The 20853-nt window shown below is 34.6% G+C and carries 26 protein-coding genes; 16 read left to right on the top strand and 10 right to left on the bottom strand.

Annotation, left to right across the window (positions count from 1 at the left end; all coding sequences use genetic code 11):
* Positions 1-35: 35 nt before the first annotated feature.
* The 5 genes from ACYVEC_RS25295 (at position 36) to ACYVEC_RS25275 (ending at position 3820) form a co-directional block, all read left to right on the top strand.
* On the top strand, positions 36-599 hold the full coding sequence (locus ACYVEC_RS25295; protein WP_063220903.1) for a maltose O-acetyltransferase: 564 nt from the start codon (positions 36-38) through the stop codon (positions 597-599).
* A 69-nt stretch (positions 600-668) separates the two neighbouring features.
* Positions 669-1862 carry an MFS transporter gene (locus ACYVEC_RS25290; RefSeq protein ID WP_063220904.1) on the top strand — a complete coding sequence of 398 codons (1194 nt, stop codon included), beginning with the start codon at positions 669-671 and terminating at the stop codon, positions 1860-1862.
* 122 nt (positions 1863-1984) lie between these two features.
* Positions 1985-3025 carry an ROK family transcriptional regulator gene (locus tag ACYVEC_RS25285; protein WP_063220905.1) on the top strand — a complete coding sequence of 347 codons (1041 nt, stop codon included), beginning with the start codon at positions 1985-1987 and terminating at the stop codon, positions 3023-3025.
* A gap of 61 nt (positions 3026-3086) precedes the next feature.
* Positions 3087-3467: a VOC family protein gene (locus tag ACYVEC_RS25280; protein WP_063220906.1), complete on the top strand. Its 381-nt coding sequence runs from the start codon at positions 3087-3089 to the stop codon at positions 3465-3467.
* A 98-nt stretch (positions 3468-3565) separates the two neighbouring features.
* Positions 3566-3820 (top strand): YbeF family protein, encoded by a 255-nt coding sequence (locus ACYVEC_RS25275; protein ID WP_063220907.1) that lies wholly within the window; start codon positions 3566-3568, stop codon positions 3818-3820.
* Positions 3821-3929: 109 nt separating this feature from the next.
* Here ACYVEC_RS25275 and ACYVEC_RS25270 read toward each other — a convergent pair whose 3' ends face one another.
* Both ACYVEC_RS25270 and ACYVEC_RS25265 read right to left on the bottom strand, forming a co-directional pair.
* On the bottom strand, positions 3930-4379 hold the full coding sequence (locus tag ACYVEC_RS25270; protein ID WP_199677925.1) for an NUDIX hydrolase: 450 nt from the start codon (positions 4377-4379) through the stop codon (positions 3930-3932).
* 16 nt (positions 4380-4395) lie between these two features.
* A complete protein-coding gene (locus ACYVEC_RS25265; protein ID WP_063220908.1) occupies positions 4396-5235 on the bottom strand; it encodes a DUF2785 domain-containing protein in 840 nt (279 codons plus the stop codon).
* A gap of 123 nt (positions 5236-5358) precedes the next feature.
* Here ACYVEC_RS25265 and ACYVEC_RS25260 point away from each other — a divergent pair, with 123 nt between their 5' ends.
* Complete coding sequence (locus ACYVEC_RS25260) at positions 5359-6081, top strand: GNAT family N-acetyltransferase (RefSeq protein ID WP_063220909.1); 723 nt, start codon at positions 5359-5361, stop codon at positions 6079-6081.
* 179 nt (positions 6082-6260) lie between these two features.
* A complete protein-coding gene (locus ACYVEC_RS25255) occupies positions 6261-7283 on the top strand; it encodes a tyrosine-protein phosphatase (RefSeq protein ID WP_199677924.1) in 1023 nt (340 codons plus the stop codon).
* A gap of 95 nt (positions 7284-7378) precedes the next feature.
* Here ACYVEC_RS25255 and ACYVEC_RS25250 read toward each other — a convergent pair whose 3' ends face one another.
* Positions 7379-7804 (bottom strand): DUF1648 domain-containing protein, encoded by a 426-nt coding sequence (locus ACYVEC_RS25250; protein ID WP_063220991.1) that lies wholly within the window; start codon positions 7802-7804, stop codon positions 7379-7381.
* A 328-nt stretch (positions 7805-8132) separates the two neighbouring features.
* Here ACYVEC_RS25250 and ACYVEC_RS25245 point away from each other — a divergent pair, with 328 nt between their 5' ends.
* Both ACYVEC_RS25245 and ACYVEC_RS25240 read left to right on the top strand, forming a co-directional pair.
* Positions 8133-8840 carry a YjjG family noncanonical pyrimidine nucleotidase gene (locus ACYVEC_RS25245; RefSeq protein ID WP_063220911.1) on the top strand — a complete coding sequence of 236 codons (708 nt, stop codon included), beginning with the start codon at positions 8133-8135 and terminating at the stop codon, positions 8838-8840.
* A gap of 176 nt (positions 8841-9016) precedes the next feature.
* On the top strand, positions 9017-9979 hold the full coding sequence (locus tag ACYVEC_RS25240; RefSeq protein ID WP_460508907.1) for a tubby C-terminal domain-like protein: 963 nt from the start codon (positions 9017-9019) through the stop codon (positions 9977-9979).
* 78 nt (positions 9980-10057) lie between these two features.
* Here the strand turns inward: ACYVEC_RS25240 and ACYVEC_RS25235 are convergent, their stop codons facing one another.
* The gene (locus ACYVEC_RS25235) at positions 10058-10258 is read right to left on the bottom strand and encodes a helix-turn-helix transcriptional regulator (protein ID WP_000896323.1); all 201 of its coding nucleotides are present in this window, start codon (positions 10256-10258) and stop codon (positions 10058-10060) included.
* Positions 10246-10605 (bottom strand): DUF3796 domain-containing protein, encoded by a 360-nt coding sequence (locus ACYVEC_RS25230; RefSeq protein WP_063220913.1) that lies wholly within the window; start codon positions 10603-10605, stop codon positions 10246-10248. Before ACYVEC_RS25230 ends, ACYVEC_RS25235 begins: the two co-directional genes overlap by 13 nt.
* A gap of 179 nt (positions 10606-10784) precedes the next feature.
* Here ACYVEC_RS25230 and ACYVEC_RS25225 point away from each other — a divergent pair, with 179 nt between their 5' ends.
* The 6 genes from ACYVEC_RS25225 to ACYVEC_RS25200 all read left to right on the top strand — a co-directional run bounded on the left by ACYVEC_RS25225 (position 10785) and on the right by ACYVEC_RS25200 (position 16457).
* Positions 10785-10979 (top strand): hypothetical protein, encoded by a 195-nt coding sequence (locus ACYVEC_RS25225; protein WP_063220914.1) that lies wholly within the window; start codon positions 10785-10787, stop codon positions 10977-10979.
* An 87-nt stretch (positions 10980-11066) separates the two neighbouring features.
* The gene (locus ACYVEC_RS25220) at positions 11067-11792 is read left to right on the top strand and encodes an ABC transporter ATP-binding protein (RefSeq protein WP_063220915.1); all 726 of its coding nucleotides are present in this window, start codon (positions 11067-11069) and stop codon (positions 11790-11792) included.
* On the top strand, positions 11785-13443 hold the full coding sequence (locus ACYVEC_RS25215; RefSeq protein ID WP_460508901.1) for a putative ABC transporter permease subunit: 1659 nt from the start codon (positions 11785-11787) through the stop codon (positions 13441-13443). Before ACYVEC_RS25220 ends, ACYVEC_RS25215 begins: the two co-directional genes overlap by 8 nt.
* A gap of 56 nt (positions 13444-13499) precedes the next feature.
* On the top strand, positions 13500-14258 hold the full coding sequence (locus ACYVEC_RS25210; protein WP_063220917.1) for an SDR family oxidoreductase: 759 nt from the start codon (positions 13500-13502) through the stop codon (positions 14256-14258).
* Positions 14259-14595: 337 nt separating this feature from the next.
* Positions 14596-15306 carry a hypothetical protein gene (locus ACYVEC_RS25205; protein ID WP_063220918.1) on the top strand — a complete coding sequence of 237 codons (711 nt, stop codon included), beginning with the start codon at positions 14596-14598 and terminating at the stop codon, positions 15304-15306.
* Positions 15307-15386: 80 nt separating this feature from the next.
* A complete protein-coding gene (locus tag ACYVEC_RS25200) occupies positions 15387-16457 on the top strand; it encodes a pyruvate kinase (protein ID WP_080468242.1) in 1071 nt (356 codons plus the stop codon).
* 50 nt (positions 16458-16507) lie between these two features.
* Here ACYVEC_RS25200 and ACYVEC_RS25195 read toward each other — a convergent pair whose 3' ends face one another.
* Together ACYVEC_RS25195 and ACYVEC_RS25190 are read right to left on the bottom strand one after the other, a co-directional pair.
* Positions 16508-16789, bottom strand: coding sequence for a DUF1292 domain-containing protein (locus ACYVEC_RS25195; RefSeq protein ID WP_110093246.1), 282 nt, complete (start codon positions 16787-16789; stop codon positions 16508-16510).
* A gap of 147 nt (positions 16790-16936) precedes the next feature.
* Entirely contained in the window at positions 16937-17620 is a 684-nt protein-coding gene (locus ACYVEC_RS25190; protein ID WP_063220920.1) for an NAD(P)H-dependent oxidoreductase, read from the bottom strand.
* Positions 17621-17748: 128 nt separating this feature from the next.
* Between ACYVEC_RS25190 and ACYVEC_RS25185 the strand changes: the two genes are divergently transcribed.
* Positions 17749-18129, top strand: a complete 381-nt coding sequence (locus ACYVEC_RS25185) for a winged helix-turn-helix transcriptional regulator (RefSeq protein ID WP_063220921.1) — start codon at positions 17749-17751, stop codon at positions 18127-18129.
* A 59-nt stretch (positions 18130-18188) separates the two neighbouring features.
* Here the strand turns inward: ACYVEC_RS25185 and ACYVEC_RS25180 are convergent, their stop codons facing one another.
* The 3 genes from ACYVEC_RS25180 to ACYVEC_RS25170 form a co-directional block, all read right to left on the bottom strand.
* A complete protein-coding gene (locus ACYVEC_RS25180) occupies positions 18189-18788 on the bottom strand; it encodes a hypothetical protein (RefSeq protein WP_063220922.1) in 600 nt (199 codons plus the stop codon).
* A 255-nt stretch (positions 18789-19043) separates the two neighbouring features.
* A complete protein-coding gene (locus tag ACYVEC_RS25175; protein ID WP_063220923.1) occupies positions 19044-19355 on the bottom strand; it encodes a hypothetical protein in 312 nt (103 codons plus the stop codon).
* Positions 19356-19517: 162 nt separating this feature from the next.
* On the bottom strand, positions 19518-20795 hold the full coding sequence (locus ACYVEC_RS25170) for a histidine--tRNA ligase (protein WP_063220924.1): 1278 nt from the start codon (positions 20793-20795) through the stop codon (positions 19518-19520).
* Between the last annotated feature and the right edge of the window lie 58 nt (positions 20796-20853).

The raw sequence follows: 20853 nt of genomic DNA, 5'->3' as shown, positions 1-20853 counted from the left end.
AGTGGAATCCATTCGATAACGAAGGAGATGAATGTATGAGAACAGAGAAAGAAAAGATGTTGGTAGGAGAAATGTATATTGCGGATGACGAAGAATTAGTGGCTGATAGGGTGGAGGCAAAACGTTTAACACGCCTTTATAACGATGCGATGGAGACAGGGGATGAACAACGTTTTACGTTATTAAATCAGCTTTTAGGTTCTTCAGCTGATGGGAAAGCCCAAATTAATCCTGATTTTCGTTGTGATTACGGCTACAATATCCATGTTGGAAAGAGCTTTTTCGCAAATTTCAATTGTGTGATTTTAGACGTTTGTGAAGTGCGAATCGGTGATAATTGTATGTTTGCACCTGGTGTTCACATTTACACTGCTACGCATCCGTTACATCCGGTAGAGAGGAATTCTGGCAAAGAATATGGAAAGCCGGTAAAGATAGGTAACAACGTTTGGGTTGGCGGGGGAGCTATTATTAACCCTGGTATTTCAATTGGAGACAACGCTGTAATTGCTTCAGGGGCAGTTGTGACAAAAGATGTACCTAATAATGTAGTAGTTGGTGGTAATCCAGCTAAAGTTATTAAAACGATAGACTTATAGAAATCGCTTTTTACGGATACATGAATAAACTGGTGTCGTATCGTATAGACAATATGAAAGGTGTTTCATATGGAGAAAAATAGTGCGGATAATCATACAAAGACATTACTGGCCTCTCGAAACGCTCTGTTTCTCTTATTTGCTTTGCCAGGTGTGGCATTTGCTACATGGATTTCAAGAACAGCAGCTACTCGAGATATTTTAGCAGTGTCAAATGCAGAAATGGGCTGGATTTTGTTCGGATTATCTGTCGGTTCAATAATTGGTTTACTGAGTGCAAGTCATTTTATTGACGGTAAGGGAGCTAGAGACGTTATTATAGGTAGTATGTTTTTTATGATCGTTGGATTACTTTGTTTAGGTATTAATATTTATTTTGCTTCTAGTATGGGGGCTTTTGGTAGCTTACTAGTATTTGGAGTAGGATATGGATTAGCAGAAGTTGCATTGAATGTAGAGGGTTCTTCTATTGAGCAAAAATTAGGAACAACTCTTCTTCCGAAGTTCCATGGCTTTTTTAGTGTAGGAACTTTAGTAGGTGCGCTCAGTGGCTCTGTCGCCGCCACGCTTCACATTCCAATTTTGTATCAGTTTCTTGCGATTTCGGTCGTGTTTGTATTACTTGTATGTATGGTATATCGTTTTCTTCCGCATGGAACAGGAAAGAAAGAGAAATCACGGAACAAAAAACGAGCGAAACTTACGTCCTTACGTATGGAAAAAAAGGTGCTTTTACTTGGTCTTTTCGTGCTTGGAATGGCATTTGCAGAAGGAAGTGCGAATGATTGGCTACCTATCGTGATAGTAGATGGACATCAGCAAAGTGTTGTGACAGGTTCTATTATGTACACCATTTTTGTATTGGCAATGACGTTAGCACGTATGTGTAGTAGTTATTTCCTTGATCGATTTGGTCGTGTCGCTGTTGTACGTGCTACTATTATGATGGCTATTATAGGAATGACAATTGTCATATTTTGGAGTAACTCATATTTTCTAGCACTTGGTGTAGTACTGTGGGGGATTGGTGCCGCGCTAGGTTTCCCAATTGGTCTTTCTGCTGCTGGAGATGGCGGCGAAAATGCGACTTCTAATGTTGCGACAGTTTCTATAATCGGTTTTACAGCGTTTTTAGTCGGACCACCATTTTTAGGGATACTTGGAGAAGCATTCGGAATACGTAATGCTTTGCTAGCTGTTTTATTATTTGTTATCTTGTCTGGAATTGTATCGCCTGTTACGAGAGAGAATACATCGAGTTAAATACGGAGTGCCGCTAGTAGAAATATATCATCTCTATTGCTTTAGAAAATGATGTATGATATATTGTCAACGCAACTTATTAAAAGTGTTTAATAAGTATGTTGACTAAGGTGGTGAGCGATTTGAGTGAACAATTTGTTACTCAAAAATCGATTAAAGAGACAATCCTTCGCGGCATTCGTACAGTTCTTCTGGAGCGAGGTAGTGCAACGAAAGTTGAACTTAGTAATACATTAGAAATCAGTTTTCCAACGATAAGTAAATTTATAGAAAAAATGAAACAAGATGGTGAAGTCACTTTAGCTGGTTTAGATGATTCAAGTGGTGGAAGAAGAGCGAAACGATATGAATATAATCCAGAATATATGTTAGGTTTAGCGATATTTTTAGAAAAGAATGAGACAAACTATACAATTTTTAACTGTTTAGGGGAAGTAAAAGAACAAGGAAGTACTTCAAGTATGTTAATTGATACGGGAGTAAATCTATTATCTAAACATATTGAAGGTCTTATCGCTACATTCCCGAAAATAAGTTCTATATCAATTGGTGTGCCTGGTTCGGTCGATAATGGTCGTATTTTTTATATTCCTGGATATGAAAAGTTCCAAAATTTTAATTTGAAAAGTCACTTGGAGGAACTGTTTTCTATACCAGTAGTAATAGAAAACGATATGAATGCTGCAGTACTCGGCTATCATAAAAATACTGGAAACAATGAAAATTCCTCACTTGTATATTTGTATTCAGGTCAAAATGGCCCAGGTGCGGGGATTATGGTAAATGGAGATGTTGTACGCGGAAGTACGTTTTTCTCAGGAGAGATATCTTTTGTTCCGCAATATGATAATAAAAATTTCTTGCAAGCTTTGAGAAGTGGAGACGAAGTTGAAAATTCTAATAATCCAGAGGAATATAATATAGATGCTATTACTCGTTTAATAGCTACATGTATAGCGATTATTAACCCTCATGGATTCATCTTCTGTGATGATGAAGTGAACCAATTTGTAATAGATCAAATTGTAAAAAGTTGTCCGAAGTACATTCCGGCAGAACATATTCCGAAAATAACAGCGAGTAATTGGAAAGAAGATTATTTATACGGATTAAAAAGTCTTGGACTTGATCTTATGATTACGACAACAAATAAAGAAAATTAAATGTGCTGGCAATGAAGCATCCAATTGTCAGTTGAATAACATAAAAGAAAAGGTGTCGATTATGAAAATTGAACATGTAGCAATTTGGGTGAATGATTTAGAAGGAATGCGTGATTTCTATAAACAGTACTTTAATGGTGAAGAAAATAGCTTATATCACAATCCGAAAAAGCAGTTTGAATCTTATTTTATAACTTTTGAAGGCGGTGCGCGTCTAGAACTTATGAAGCAGGTAGGGATAGACGAGAAAGTACAAATACAAACAATAGGATATGCGCATATTGCTTTTTCTGTAGGTAGTAAAGAAAAAGTGAACGAATTAACTAATACATTAAGAGAAGCAGGATACCCCCTGTTAAACGGCCCGCGTACTACAGGGGATGGTTACTATGAAAGTGTAGTAAGTGATCCTGAAGGAAATCAGATTGAGATAACGATCTAACATTTTATTTACTAATAACGAATAAAACTATAAAACTTTGTTGTTCCCCAAAACGATTATAAGAAATCTATTATTTCTTCAGAAAGGGGGACATACCATTGAGTGAGTCAATTTTGATTTTCTGTATATATCCATTGCTTATTTGTATTTTTTCAATAGCTGTGACATATAAAGTAGGTACATTTTACGTGATGCCAATGGTAACATTTCTTATTTTTCTTATGTTAAGTGTTACATTGTACGATCCATCATTTTTCTTTTGGGTGGGCATGTATACTATTTTTTCATTCATTATTTCTTATATAACTATACTTTTTATAAAGGGATATAAAGTTGTAGAAAGAGAACGTTAATATCAATTTGGGGAAATAGGGATTTACGGTGAACGATAACAACCTCATTTCGCGTTATCATGACGGGAAATGAGGTTGTTTTATTTCTATATAAAATATGTAACATTTGTTAATTGGATTGCTGAAACTCCTTAATAATACGCTTAATAACTGGATGAAGAGTAATAGGCAATTTATCAAGCGGGAAGAAGCGCAATTCTTTTGACTCAGCTTGATCACATTTAAGTTCACCATGAAATTCACGGCAAATATAAATAACGAGTACACCATGTACTTGATCGCCGTTTGGATAGATTTGAAAGTAATCTGGTCCTGAGTATGTGCGGAATAGTTCTGGATTTTTAATAATAAGTCCAGTTTCTTCATATACTTCTCGCTGTAACGCGTCTTCTAACGTTTCGTTATATTCTAAGGCGCCGCCAATAATACCCCAGCGGTTAAAGTCTGTGCGGAGCTGCAGTAATATTTCATTTTTCTCATTTAATATAATGGCGTGTGAACCTATTAAAATAAGTGGATGATTTCCTACTAAATTTCTCATGTCTTCGATATAACCCATATTTTTCTCCTTACATTTAATAATAATTGGGGAGTTCCTTTAACATTCTTTCTGTTTTACGTGCTGCATAAGCTAAGTTATGATCATCTTTCGTCCTAAAAAATAATGTGCGTAAAAAGGTTTTAATGTTGGCGCATAAAATACAATATTCATTTAACGAAAGGCGTTTTCTAATTTGAGGAAGCCTTTTTATTTTTTTATAAATAATAGAAATTAACTCATCTTGCGGGAAGTCATGATACAGCATTGCTAGTAATGGCGTAACAATTCGTTCATCTTCGTTATTATGAAAAAGGTCAGATGGAATGAAGATTTTATTTAATAAGCAATGAATTAATTCTTCATACCATTCAAAGGTCGTATAAGAATTATGAACAATTTCAGTAAATGCATCAGATACGTGGGCAAGACAATGAGCCCATCCTTTATTTTCAATATAGCCTCGAAAATCTGTTTCTAAGTTTGTGTATGTAATGAGTTTGTTTTTTATTTCTTCGATATCCTCCTCTGTAAAAAAGTAGTGCGAATTAGCGAATTGGAGTATTAACGCAATTAACGAAATAGTGTAAGAACGTGTGAAAACCCCATCTGTATGTGGGGAGTAAATGTCACAATATAAATACTCATCACTTAAACAAGTTTGCAACAGTAATTTTAGTTGATCATCCATAAGGAATTCATGATGAATGAAATGTGCAAAACATTTATATATAAGTTGGTAACGAACGTAACTATCAGTCGTTCCGATAAACTGAAGCATATGGAGCGTTAACTCATTTATATCTATATGTTGCAGTTGCGTATAGTCATTTTGTTGTATAAGCTCTAACTGTTGTTGCAGCGCTGTAATATCCAATGGAGAACCTCCTCCGCACTTTAAAGATGCGATGTTTTCTAGTATTCTATATATTCAAGGACAATCCTGCTCATGCAAGGAGAACAAGTAGAAATTCGAGTAAGACATAGATGAGGGAAGTATATGATGACTATAGAACAGTTAGAAAAACATTTTAAAATTAGAAGAAATGCTTCTTCTATCATGATAAAAGAAAATAATGCAGAGATTTTTACAGAAGAGCAATTAAAGGAAATGGTGCAATATTGCGTTGCTGAGGCTGAAAAAGAGGGGATAGAAAACTTGCATTTTGAGATTTCTTCAAAAAGCCCAAATTATGATATGTATAAAAAATGCTTCGAAACGTATTCTTTTGAATATGTTACTGAAAACATAATCGTATTTAAGGATATATACGAAGTAGAAGATGTAGAAAGTGATATTGATTTTAAACTGATTGAAGAAGTAGGAGAAGATACTTTTTATTCTCTTTGGAGTGAAATGACGGAAGAACAAGTCACTTACGATCAATTTGTAAATATGATGCTACAAGAAATTGGTGAGCAATGGAAAGAACATTGTTTAACAGCGAGTATCGATGAAGAGCCGATAGGAATTGTAATCCCGCATATTGAAAAGGGGACGTTAGAAGAAGGAAAACTAATGTATTTCGCAGTCGCTCCAAATATGCGAAATAAAGGGTATGAAACAGCATTCTTTACAGGTGCAATGTTTGTCTTAAAGGAAATAGGTGCCTCTTATTATATCGGTGAGGCAAATGTACAAAATGAGTGGATGAAGGATGTTTTTGATAAGAATGGATGTAAGTTGCTTAGTTCAACTGAGCGGTATGTAAGAAAGTTTTAAAGGATGAATAAGGTACTCTCTTGAACTCATTTCGAGGAAATCCGTGTACAAATTTTGAACAAGTAAAAGAACTTTTTGCTTGTTTGTAAGATAAAAAGAAAAATCGAAACGACAAAGTATGCTTTCCTATAATACAATAGAGAAGGATTAGACTATACGAAGAAAGCGTTGGTGAAAGAATGGAGCAGCAAAGACATTGGCTACAAGCAACTGTAGAAAGAAATGAAAATAATACGTTACATATAAAGTGGGAAAATAATATAGAAGAAGTTCGCATTTATTGGAGTACTTCACCAGATCATATTGAAGAAAATGGAGAATTACTTGCAACAGTAGATGGAGAATCATCATATACAATTGAAAATTTAAGTGAAACTGAGCGTCCATATTTTAGACTAGTAGGTAGTAATGGACAAGCAGTGACAGTAGCTGAGCGTAGATTGCCATTACAAGGTGCGTTTAACTTCCGTGATATGGGAGGGTATGAAACGACAGAAGGCCGTAAAGTGAAATGGGGAAAATTGTATCGTTCAGAAGAGCTAGCAGGATTAACAGAGTGGGATATTGAGTATTTACAAAAGTCTGGCTTAAAGTTAATTTGCGACTATCGTACAGACTTTGAAGTGAAACATAAGCCGAACCCGGAGATTACAGGTGCTCGTCAAGTCTGTTTACCAGTTATGCAAGAATTAGCGAAAGACTTGAACATAAATGAGTTTTTCCAAGTTGGTGACCTTTCTATGTTAGGGAAACCAGGCGAATACCTTGTGAAAATGAATCAAGATTTCGTAAGTGGTAATGAAGCATTCGTGAGCTTCTTAAAACTGGCGCAAAACCCGGAAAACTTACCGTTAGTAAACCACTGTACAGCTGGAAAAGACCGTACTGGATTTGGGTCAGCATTATTATTACTTTTACTAGGTGTACCAGAGAAAACAGTAATGGAAGATTATTTACTAAGTAACGGTTTCCGTGAAAAGTTAAATGAGAAAATGATGGCCTTTTTAGGTGCAAAACTACAAAACGATGAGAGCAGAGCAATATTAGGTGCAATGTTTGAAGCACGCGCTGAATATTTGCAAGCTGCGATTGATGAAGTTAAAAAGCAATACGGTTCAGTTGAAGCGTATGCTGAAAAAGCTTTAGGCTTTACGAAAGAGTCGTTAGAGGAAATGAAAGAGTTATTGTTAGAGGATAAATAATGGGGAGGGAGGCTGATGTGGATTAGCCTCCTTTTCTTATTGTTGATATCATGTTATTCCATAAAATGATGGATAACCGAATATCGTTGTCCGCATTATGAAATTTTTCGTTGCATTATTATGCCTATAATAATGGGAATAGCTGTCCCAATTAATAATATCGGTAAAAATAATTTTCCAAAACCGCCGCTCCAATCTAAAGCTATTGAAACTGTTTCGAATTGGATGAAAGCAAATATAAGTAAACAGACATTTTTTAATTGATTAAGCATTTTTCTGCTATTTAAATAAAACTGCTTCGCATTCGATTCGTTAAATCTTTTTGGGTAGTTATGAACTTCTGGAAACTTTTCTAAAGTTTGCATGAGAAGGAGTATGAATGCCCCAATTCCTGGTAGAAGTAAAAGTTCCCACTTTGATCCCCAGCGATCTACAGCTCCATATGCGTTATAATGTGCGGGCACTTCCTCAGGTAATCTTCCCCAAATGATAATCAAAAAAATGATTGATCCAAAGAACAATGAATATCCAATAATATCTCCAACCCATTCGCTTTTAGTTTTTGGGATTTTTATTTTAGGTCTTTCCCATGAATTTACTATATTTTTCAGCCTCCTTCTAAAGTAACTGTAGTAATACAATTCCTGTATTGCCTGTTTAAAGTTTGAACCCATTATCCAAATTATCTCAAATTTATAGTATTTTCACAATTAATTATTTTTGAATAACATGACTCGTGCGTCTTAAACAAATATAAGATTGCTGTTCGTAAAAACAAAACGTTCGACTTGAGGGACAATTAATGAGAAACTAAAAGTTGTAAATAACGTACTAGTTGAGGAGAGCATAATGAAATATAAAGTTATATTATTTGACGTAGATGATACATTATTAGATTTTCCTGAAACGGAAAGAAACGCATTACATAACGCGTTTGTACAGTTTGGTATGCCGACAGGGTATAATGATTATCTTGCAAGTTATAAAAAGATTAGTAATGGCCTATGGAGAGATTTAGAAAATAAAATGATTACGCTAAGTGAATTAGCGGTAGATAGATTTAGACAATTATTTGCACTTCATAATATAGAAGTAGATGCGCAGCAATTTAGTGATGTATACCTTGAAAACTTAGGGAAAGAAGTACATCTTATTGAAGGTGCAGTGCAATTATGTGAGAATCTACAAGATTGCAAGCTAGGTATTATTACGAATGGATATACGAAGGTGCAACAATCTAGAATCGGAAATTCACCTTTAAGCAACTTCTTTGATCATATTATTATTTCAGAAGAAGTCGGCCACCAAAAACCAGCGCGAGAGATTTTTGAGTATGCATTTGAAAAGTTTGGGATTACGGATAAATCAAGTGTACTAATGGTTGGAGATTCGCTAACTTCTGATATGAAAGGCGGAGAAGATTACGGTATTGATACGTGTTGGTATAATCCGAGTTTGAAAGAGAACATGACGAGTGTTAAGCCGACTTATGAAGTGGAGAGTCTGCTTCGTATTATGGAGATTGTGGAAGAAGCACGAGAAAAGGTGACCGTATAGTAGTGTTGTCGAGATTTGTTGATAAGTCGATATTCTTTGTCGAATCGTCGATATATCGAAAAAATCGTTGATATAATTTGAGTTACGATAGATATATTTGAAAAATCGTTGATATATTTTAAATTGCTCCGGTCAATATAGGAAAGAGCTGTGTAACAACTAGAGGTGAATAAAGGATGTTAACATTTTTATTTGAGTTAGACAAAAGTCTCCCGAAGAAGGATGAGCCACGGTATGATGCTTATTCAAAGGGCTTTATCGAAGGAGATGTAACGATTTGTGTGGGTGACAGAGTACTTTTACAGAAATCATGCATGAAGGTCGCAGAACTCGGCATTTATTTAGGACAGTGGATGGAACAAGTTCAACATGGACAGAACGTACAGCTGAATTATGAAACGACTGACCGTGATGAGGTAATTCTTGGTTTCTTTTATGAAGAAGACGATCAGTGGAAGATTTATTCCAGTTGGAAACAATTTGAACTTCAGGAGAGTATCTCTACTACAACATTAGTAGAGAGCGTTCAACGCCATTTATATGAGCTAAATAAGGAACTGCGTGCGATAGAATATCCTGTGACGTTTGATCAGTACTTAAGAGGAGAGCGGATGATGCAGCTTTCTTATAAACGACTGTGTGATAGTAAAGCGGATACGACATCGATAGAGGTTTATAATGAAAGCAAACAAGTAGGCGCAGTACGGGGCTATTATAAAAATACGTTGATGAGAGTGCTAGATTTCATTCCAAAAGTTGGTAGTAATATTATTTATGAAATAAAGGATAGTAAGGACAATATTCGCGTCATTGCAAAGGATGTAAGTAGGCAGCGTCAAAGAAGGATTTTAGTAACGTACAAAGATAATAATGATGCAGAGCATGAAATACTTGTATGTGACGGAAAGTTATTGGATGCAAATTTCTTATTTACCTTTACATATAAGAGAGAAGAATATGTTGTTCACAAAACTTCTTTTGGAATGGGAAAGTTATTACGAAAAGGCTATGTAATTGCAGATTGGAATATTCGTCTTGAGGAAGATATGTATGATATCGAGATGAATGTGTATGATGAGGATTATATAGAGGATCAATACTTACTGTTAAGCGTATTTCATGCGGTTTTGTATGGGTGATAAATGAAAAATACCGGTATTCTTCACGGGAAGAGTGCCGGTATTTTTTATGTGGTTCTGGTGATTTTGTGTCCTCAATTAATCCTCAAAAATAAAAATCTCATCAATCGTACTATGAAGTGCTTTCGCTATATCGTGAGCGAGTTGTAAGGAAGGGTTATATTTTCCTTTTTCGAGGTGGCTAATTGTTTCACGACGTACACCAACGCTCTTTGCTAAATCTTCTTGGGTCATGTTCAATTTGGCGCGGTATTCTTTTATTCTCGTTACGAACGCCATGGCGCATCTTCCATTTCATCAACAGGTTTATCGTAAAAGAACATAGAGAAGCCGAACGTAAGAATGAGTGTGCCGAAAATAAGAGCGATATCAATCTCTTGTAGCGTCAGGTTTGGAATTAACATTTCAATAAACATAATAATAGCGGTAGTTAGTAATGTAACGATAAAGGCATTACGGCACGATTTATTGACGATTTGTTCAAATAGTTCATCGTGTTGAACCGTTCTATACGTTGTGAAAAAGGAGAAGAAACAGAACAGAGTAAACAATCCTTTTTCATAAAAAAATCCGAGGAAACCGAAGAAACCGAGAAATCCTAAATATTTTATCCAAGTTGTTTTCACGATAGATTCTCCTTTCGATGTTAGAAATAAATCACGTTATGTTATAAATATATCACATGTGGAAATGTATAGTAATAATAGTTTTCCAATTCTTTTCATAATAATAGTAAAAAGAGGAAATATGCTGCGAAATAAAGAGGATAATATTGTAAAATGGTTGTAAGGAGGGGGAGGAAGAGATGCTAACTTGGATCATGATTGTTGTATTACTTGTAGTGATTACTGTAGTTGCGACGGTATTAATTGGAAGAAATGGTGATGCAAATTATAGTAAAGCGACAAAGGGAAATATTAAACGCCTTACAATGATTTATATTCTACTAGCTGTCGTTTTAATCGTTGGGTTAGGCTTGTATATTTATTTTAAAGGTTAAAAAACTGAAAAATACAAAAATCTAAAAATAGAAGTATGCTATAATATCAATATAGTTATTTGGTAATTAAGGAAAGGATTGGATGGAATGATTGAAATTACGAATGTGTCAAAAAGTTATAATGGGTCTACCTATGCAGTAAAAGATTTAAGTTTATCTGTGCCCAGCGGAGAAATCTTTGGATTTTTAGGACCGAATGGTGCCGGTAAATCAACGACAATTAAGATGATTACTGGTATTCATGGGGTGGATAAAGGGACGATTACAATTAACGGTAAAGATATTATGAAAAATCCGATGGAAGCGAAGAAGACGTTTGGTTATGTTCCAGATAGCCCAGATATGTTTTTACGATTAAAGGGAATTGAATATTTAAACTTTATGGCAGATATGTATGAAGTGCCGAAAGAAGTACGCCAAGAACGAATCGAGTCTTTAGCAAAGAAATTTGATCTTTATAATGCGTTATCTGATCAAATTCAAAGTTATTCACACGGTATGAGACAAAAGATTGTTATTATTGGTGTGCTAGTGCATGAGCCAGATGTATGGATTTTAGATGAACCGTTAACAGGGCTTGATCCGAAATCGGCATATATTTTAAAAGAAATGATGAGAGAACATGCAGATAAAGGGAAGATTGTATTTTTCTCTACACACGTATTAGAAGTGGCGGAAAAAATATGTGACCGCGTTGCAATCATTAATAGGGGGAATCTTCAGTTTAAAGGGAATTTAGATGAAATGAGAGATCATTTTAAATCCAATGAATCACTTGAAAAAATGTTCTTGGAGATGACGGGCAATGAGTAAAATTTGGACGTTAACGAAAGTATTATTGAAATTAAATTATGCAGATTTCATAACAGATAAGAAGAAGCGATGGGCGTATGTATTTTCATTTGCAGCTATTTTATTTGTTGGCTTTTTAATGTTTGGTTCTATAACGCACGCAATGTATGAGGGAACGAAACAATTAGGGCAAGACCCAGGAATGATTATCGCAATGGGACTTGCGATTGCGAGTATATGGGTGTTTTTAATGAGTATTACGAACATTTTAACTGTATTTTATTACAGTAATGACATTGAAATGTTACTACCATTACCATTAAAACCAGCGCAAATTATTTCGGCAAAATTTTTAACAGTATTAATTACACAATACGTAATGAGTTCATTCATTTTATTACCAATCTTTATTACGTACGGGTTAAAAAGTGGCGCATTTATTACATATTACATATACATGATTTTGATTTACTTACTCTTCCCGATTGTGCCGTTAGTATTAGCTTCGTTACTTATGACAGTAATCATGAGATATACAAATATAGCGAAAAATAAAGATCGAGGCAATATATTTATCGGAATCGTAAGTATACTATTTATTGTAGGAATTAACGTATTTATGCAGTGGAAAAATAAAAGTGCGTTTTCTGAAGATGCAATTGCGAGTTATCTTGCGAATAATCAATCCTCTCTTTTAGTACAAATGACGAATTATTTTCCAACTACATATTTTGGAGCAGTGGCGTTAGTAGAAAGTGCAAATTGGAAGGGACCTTTATACGTAATAATCTTTGCACTTATTTCATTTGTATTTTTTGTGTTGTTTTATTACATTGCAGAGCGTACATATTTAAAAGGGGTTATTGGACTTTCAACGAGTACAGCAAAAAAAGAGGTCATTTCAGCAGAAGGCTTACAGAAATCTACGGTACAAAGTTCACATTTAAAAGCGTATGTGAAAAAAGAATTTAAAACGTTATTCCGTACACCACAATTTTTCTTAAATTGCATTGTACAAACTTTTGTTATGCCGATTATGTTGTTCTTTGTTTTATTCGTGCAAGATGGGAATTTAAAATGGATCACGGGATATATTGATAACCCAAAATCAGCAGGGCTTGCAATTGGTGTAGGCTTTTGTGCATCTCTATTTTTAATGGGAAGTAACGTTATTGCAACAACGTCATTTTCACGTGATGGAAGTTCATGGTTTGTGAATCGTTATTTACCAGTAAAAGCTTCAGATATCTTTTTTGCGAAAGCGATAACTGCTTGGTTAATTAATGTGATCATTTTAGCAGTATTCGGTATTACGATGGCAGTTGTAGCGGGGATTTCTCCAGTATTTATGGTTCTTTGGTTCTTATTAAGTGCGAACGGTTTATTGCTAATTAATTTAATTGGCACACGCTGGGATGCACAAACTGCAGATATTCATTGGGATACAGAGCAGAAATTATTTAAGAGCCGTTATACAACTTTGTGGAATTTTTTAGCTAATATTTTAATAGCTTTAATTATTGTAGCGGGAGTAAGTCTATTATACTTCTTCCTTCAAGTAGGACTGTGGGTTATGTTTATCGTTTTATTTGTAATGTTTACGATTGTAAATTATATCTTTATTAAAATTTTAAAATTAGGTGCAGAACGTATATTGTCAAATATTGAATAAAAAGATAGATCCTCTGTATTCGTGCAGAGGATTTATCCATAGATGGAGGAGAAAAGGTGAAGAAAATAGCAATTGTAACAGGGGCAACTCGTCTGAATGGAATTGGTGCAGCTGTATGCAAGGTGCTTGCTCAAAAAGGGATAGACATTTTTTTCACGTACTGGTCTCAGTATGATAAAGCGATGCCGTGGGGAATGCATGACAAAGAGCCCTTTTTGTTGAAAGAGGAGATTGAAAGTTACGGTGTTCGATGTGAAATGGCAGAAATCAACTTATCGCAGTCGTATTCGCCAAATCGTTTGTTTTATATGGTATCAGAACGGTTAGGTGATCCATCTATTTTAATTAATAATGCAGCGTATGCTACTCATACGAGAATTGAGGAATTAAATATAGAACAGTTAGATAAACATTATACAGTAAATGTACGCGCTACTATGTTATTAAGTTCATTATTTATAAAACATTATGCAAGCAAGATGAATGGAAGTATTATTAACCTTACTTCAGGACAGTCACTAGGGCCAATGCCTGATGAACTAGCATACGCAGCAACGAAAGGAGCAATTGAAGCATTTACAAAATCAGTAGCACCAGTTGCGATGGAGAAGGGGATTACAGTGAATGCTGTTGATCCAGGACCGACGAATACAGGATGGATTACAGAGGAGATGAAGCATCACTTAGTATGGAAGTTCCCGCAAGGTAAAGTAGGAGAACCAGTGGATGCAGCGCGCTTAATATCTTTTTTAGTAAGTGAAGAGGCAAAATGGATTACTGGGCAAGTCATTCATTCGAATGGTGGTTACTCATAAATATATTATGTTAACAAATGTTGAGAAACAAAAAATGAAAGAAAATTTTATTTTTTTGTATAAATAAAATGTCAAGAAAGATAAAAATTTGATAGGAGAGTATATCGTCATATGAAGATCGTAATTCTTCATGTGACAATATACTCTTTTTCTTTTACTACAGAGAAGAAAAATGAAGTAGAAGAAACTCGAATATTCAAATTGGTTTATCAGTTTTTGTACGTATTATTATGAAGATTACTGTCGGAAAGATGGTAATTCGTATGAAAAGGGATTTTTTAAGGGGAAATCGAATCGTAAAGGGGAGGATAAATTATATAAACATAGGGGGATTTATATGAAAATGAAAAAGGTCGCTATCGCTTCGATAACAATTGGTACAATGCTTACTATGGCAGCTTGTAGTCCTTCAGCAGATAAAGAGACAGAAAAGAAGGAGCAAGTAACAGTGCAAAATGAAGGAGAATCAAAAACGACAAGTGCAGATGAAGCGTCAAAAACAACGAAAGATAATGACAAAGAAACAAATACTTCTTCAAACGAAAAAACAGATAAAGATGCAAAAAGTACGAAAGAATCATCAGGAACAGAAAGTAACGGTAAAACGTCAACTCAAAACGAGAATGTAAAAACAAAAGAAAAAGAGACGACAGGAAAAACAAATGATCAAACGACTAGCGGGAAAACAACAGATCAAAGTACAAGTACAAACTCAGACGGAAAAACAACGAAAGATCCGAAGAAAAGTGTAGCTGTGAAAACGAGTGTTAAAGAAGTTGCTGCATTAGTTGATAGCTTAGATAAGCAGTTAGCTGCTAATCCGAAATTAGAAACAGTAAATAAACTTGGAAAACAAATTAATGCAAAGTGGGATGTAATCGAGAAAGAGTTAGAAACATCACACCCAGCTGAATATAAAACAATTGGACAAAGTATGTATCCATTAATTGTAGGAGCGGAGAAAGAAAAGATAGATATTACTAAAATGAAGTCATTAACGACGAAAACGAAAAAAGATTTAAATCAGTTATTAACGAAACTTTCGTAGTTTCAAAAGCCTACTTGTGGGAGTAGGCTTTTTTATGTTGAGAGTGTAATTAAAGTTTATGGGAATCCTAATGAAAAAGGATGGTGATAAAAATGACAATCGATCGAGTTTGTACAATTGGGCCAGCAAGTAATAAGAAAGAAACGTTAGCGCAGTTAATAAATAATGGTATGAAAATAGTGCGGTTGAATTTATCACATGGCACGCATGAAAGTCATAAAGACATCATTCGTTTAGTCAAATCGATAGATGATTCTATTAAAATTTTAGGGGATGTACAAGGTCCTAAAATAAGGTTAGGTGAAATAAAAGGAGAACAAATTACACTTCAGGCGGGAGATTCTTTTATTTTGCATACGCAACCAGTTACAGGGAGTAATAAGGAAGCAAGTGTTGATTATGCAGGAATCACGAATGATGTGAAAGTTGGTAGTAGAATTTTAATGAATGATGGAGAAGTTGAGTTAATCGTTGAAAAGGTAAGTACGGATAAAATAGAAACAAAGGTGAAAACAGGTGGTAATATCTCATCTCATAAAGGGGTGAACTTACCAGGGGCAATCGTTAGTTTACCAGCTATTACAGAGAAAGATAAAAAAGATATTCAGTTTCTTTTAGAAGAGGATGTTGATTTTATTGCATGTTCTTTCGTAAGAAAACCTAGCCATATAAAAGAAATACGAGATTATATACAACAGTATAAAGAAACTTCCCCTAATGTAATTGCAAAAATAGAAACGATGGAAGCAATCGAGAATTTTCAAGATATATGTAAAGAAGTAGATGGAATTATGATTGCAAGAGGGGATTTAGGAGTAGAGTTGCCGTTTCAATTTATTCCGCTCTTGCAGAAAATGATGATTCAGGAATGTAATCGAACGAATACATATGTAATTACTGCGACACAAATGCTGCAATCTATGGTAGATCATTCTATTCCAACAAGGGCTGAGGTGACGGATGTGTTTCAAGCTGTACTAGACGGGACAAATGCTGTTATGCTTTCTGCTGAAAGTGCGTCAGGAGAGCATCCGATTGAAAGTGTAAGAACATTACGTCTCGTTGCTGAATTTGCTGAGCATGTGAAAAAAGACGGTCCTTTTGCGATGAAAGATGTACTGCAATTACTGCATGAATCTCTGGATGAGTAATGAATAAAAAGAGGGCGGATATGCATCCGCCCTCGTGTTTTTCATTCATATTATTCTTGCTCTTGCTCATCTAAAATTTTATCAAAAGCAGCAGATACTTTATCAAATTCTTCATCGTTTTCAATGTATGAAAACTCATTATCTTCTTCTACTTTTAAAAAGAAAATATCAATGTCATCCTCAGATTCTGTTTGAATGTCTTCTACAAAGGCAACCGCAATATATTCAGCGCCTTCGACATCCATCGCTCCAAGTACTTCTACTTCCTGATCCTCATTATTCTCATCGCTAAGAGTAAACACTTCGCCAACTTCAATATCAGACATATTCATTCTCCTCCTGTTCGACTCTAATAAATAGAGTATTTAAACTGCATACATACTAATATATCTTTCCATGAAAAATCAATTTCATACATAAGAAAAATCAAATTCTACTTCTTTCGTATGAGTATACAGGTATAAGGAGCGCGTGTTATCTTAATAAATCCATTCAACAATTGTATCCATAGTCTGTCTTGTTTTATCACGCTTTGGATCTTCTTTACGGTAACCAAAGGCAACCATAACAGACACTTCAAGATTATCGTCTTTTATAATGCCTTCTTGACGAAGTAAAGAATCTACTTTCTCTTTATCGAATCCTTCTATTGGACAAGAATCAATGCCAATTTGAGCTGCACTCGTCATCATATTACCTAAAGCAATATAGGTTTGCTTTGATGCCCAATCAAATACAGCACGATCGGATTGTAACAAGTTGAAATCTGATTCCTGAAACTTTTTGAAGAATTCATATCTAATTTTTTGCGTGTCTTCAGGTAATCCAACAATATCGTTCATCATATATTTAATATACTCTGCATCATAATGCATATCTTTAATGTTTCTTGAAAGAACAATGACAAAGTGACTTGCTGTTGCCAGTTGCCCACCAGCGCCCCATGAATACGGTTGTAGTTTTTCTCTTACTTCTTTATTTTGTACGACAATAAATTTCCAAGGTTCATATCCAAAAGAAGAAGGAGATAATCTGCCTGTTTCTAAAATGAATGTAAAATCCTTTTCTGAAATTTTGTGCATAGGATCGAATTCTTTACATGCGTGTCTGAAATGAAAAGCCTCCATAATGTTTTCTTTTGTAATTTGTTTTGTATTTGTCATAAAAGTTCCTCTTTTCATTAATTTATTTTGTAACCAAATTATATTTTTAAAGTAACATAGAAACAAGTACGCACATTTATGTGGTATAGTATCAAAAAAGATACTAATGTTAAGGGAAGGGATTTACTATGGATTGTTCAAACGAAAATAATGTAAATTACCCATTTTTAAATAAATATTCTTGTCCAGTTGAAGCTATGGTCGAGGTCATTGGTGGGAAATGGAAAGGGGTAATTTTATATCATTTATTAGATGGTACAAAGCGGTTTAATGAATTAAAAAGGTTAAAACCAAATATCACACAAAGAATGTTAACATTGCAGCTGAGAGAACTTGAAGCAGATGGCATCATACATCGTGAAGTATATCGTGAAGTGCCCCCGAAAGTAGAATATTCGTTAACGGAGCTTGGTGAATCACTTCGTCCAATGATTTTATTAATGATGGAATGGGCATCTCATAATATGGAGAAAGTTTTGGAGAGTAGGAATACGAAAAATAATAGTTAAGAGTTGTAGAAATAAAAGGTGTTTTCCATATGTGAAGACACCTTTTATTTCCATGTTTTTTACTTTTTAATATCAACTGCTGAAATTGCGAAGTCATTCAAGTTTACAGTTTTACCATACCAATCAGCGTGTTTAAAAACAACACCTTTTCCATATCCTTCAGTTGAAGTACGTTCCCATAGCGTTGTCGAATAGCTAGCAGTAGGGGATGCTGTACTTACGGAAGAAATTCTATTTTGCCAACTAGGAGGCAAATTTTTAAAACCGCTGCTATGAGAAAAATACTCGCCACCTTTATTTGCATGTTCATAGAAGTCTGTACTATTAGGTCCGCTCCCGCCAACCCCAAGGGGAGTGATTGTATGATTCAATCTTTGTTTATCTTTTTCAATAAAAGACTCTAAACTTTCTTTGCTCGAAAATCCATAAGATAACCAGTTTCCATTTTGATTTTGTTTCGGTAGAACTAAAGTTATTTTTATGTTTTCCTTAGATGGAGTACCCAATTTGTTAAACGAATCTACAGTCTTTTCATCTACAGTTACATATTCAAAAGAGGTAATCGAATAATCCTTTTCGGTACTAGCTGATACTGATCCCAATCCTCCAGTTAATGATGAAATGGCTACCACTGCACCTACTATCAATTTTTTAAGCATGAAATCATCTCCTTTAAACTTAGTTTTTTACATAACTAAAATGTATGATAATTAAGTTGTATTGTAAATATTTAGAATTTTATAAAAATAAAACAGAATATTCTTTTATTAGTCTGGAGTAGGGAAAGTAATTTAAAAAAGGATTTACTTAAAAAGTAAATCCTTTTTGGGTGTTAACAATAAAGTTAGTGTGTGAATTTTGCAATTTGCTAACCGACTTCAAAACTCTACTGATTAAAGTTTTATTTTATCCTGTTATGAATCATACACTTCTTTTGCATTCATAGAAGCCGCATCTAATAAAAGGAAAACGGCTGCTATCATATGTAGAACGATAACTATATAAGGGAAAAAGGCAACTAGCGTAACGATAATACCTATATAATGAGGGGACGTATTCATGCCTGCTTTTTTAGCTAATAAAATAGTAATGATATGTAAAGCAATCAATAGTAGTAAAGGTATCCCATATAGGTTAACAAGAATTGGAAATACATAATAACAAGGAAGTAATAAAAGATGATAGATCCCTGTAGTCCACTTTAGTGCTTGTATGTAGGTTTTCAAAGTTAATCCTCCTAAAATCATTCATATCTATATATTACCAAAAATAATAGATAATTGGATATTAAACACTTGTGATTTTTAGTAGAATATAATTATTTTATGTTAACTAATTGTTTCGTTATCTATAAAATAGAAAAACCACCCAAACGAGGGTGGTTCGTATTATAAATAACTACTTAAAGAAGAAAGGGGAACCTTCACTTCACTACCTTCCTTCATACTTCGTAGCACAACTGTTTCTGTACGTAGTTCCTCTTCACCAATAATAAGCACATAAGGGATATTTTCTTTATTGGCATAATTAAGAGCACGTTTTAATTTGCGTCCTGCTAGTTCAAGTTCAACTTTTAAGGAAGAGGTAGAACGTAATTGCTGGGCAATTTGTAAGCATTGTAATTCGGTCCCGAGTGGGATGATAAATATATCCGCTGTAGATGATATAGTTTCTTTCTGTGAGAGTGCTGTATAAATAACGTCTAAACCGAATGAAATACCGACTGTTGGATAGTTCATATTATCACCACGGAATGCTCCGATAATGTTATCGTATCGACCACCGCTACCGATGCTAGATGTAATCGAGCCATCTTTTAAAAAGATTTCATATACAGTACCTGTATACATTGTAAGTCCGCGCGCTAAAAATGGATTGAATATAGCATTTTCATTTATTCCAAGGGCGATTAAATATTGCTGTAATTGTTGTAATTCATTTACTCCGTCGACAACGAGTTGGTTATTGAAAGCTTCTTTAAAGTCAGCAATTGTAAGCTTTAGACAAGATAATACGGTATTACATATCGTATCAGCCATTTCTTCAGAAATACCGCGCTCTAATACATCTTTTCGTACACCGTCAATCCCAATCTTTTCGATTTTGTCTAATGATAAAATTACGTCACTCGTTAACTCAGTAGGGATGTTAATATACTGGAGAATACCGTTTAATAATTTTCGGTTATTATATTGGATCGTTACTTCTAAGTTTAACGTTCGGAACAGTTCGAACGCCATACTCATAAGTTCCGCTTCTGCCATGACCGACTCAACACCGACTATATCAACGTCGCATTGAATAAACTCACGAAATCTCCCTTGTTTAATAGGGCCATCTCGAAATACTTTCCCGATTTCATAACGTTTAAAAGGGAGGCGAATATTCGGATTCATCGCCACGACTTTTGCGAATGGGATGGTTAAATCATATCGTAACGCAAGCTCACGTTTTCCTTGATCTTGAAGCGTATATATTTCTTTTAAAATTTCATCACCGCCGCCGTACTTGTAAGACATAAGTTCATACATATTTAACGTTGGTGTTTCTAACGGTTTACATCCGTATCGTTCAAATGTGTCTTCACAAGCTCTTTTAATTTTATTTCGCAGCATTTGTTCCTCTGGTAAATAATCTTTCGTTCCTTTTACATTTTTCATTTCCATTGTAATCACTCCTTTTTAAATTAAAAAAAGCTATGCGGGTATAAAAATACCCACATAG

The sequence above is a fragment of the Bacillus sp. MN7755 genome (assembly GCF_054771475.1).
Note: the sequence above shows the minus strand (reverse complement) of the source record. Positions and strands in the feature narration are given on the sequence as shown.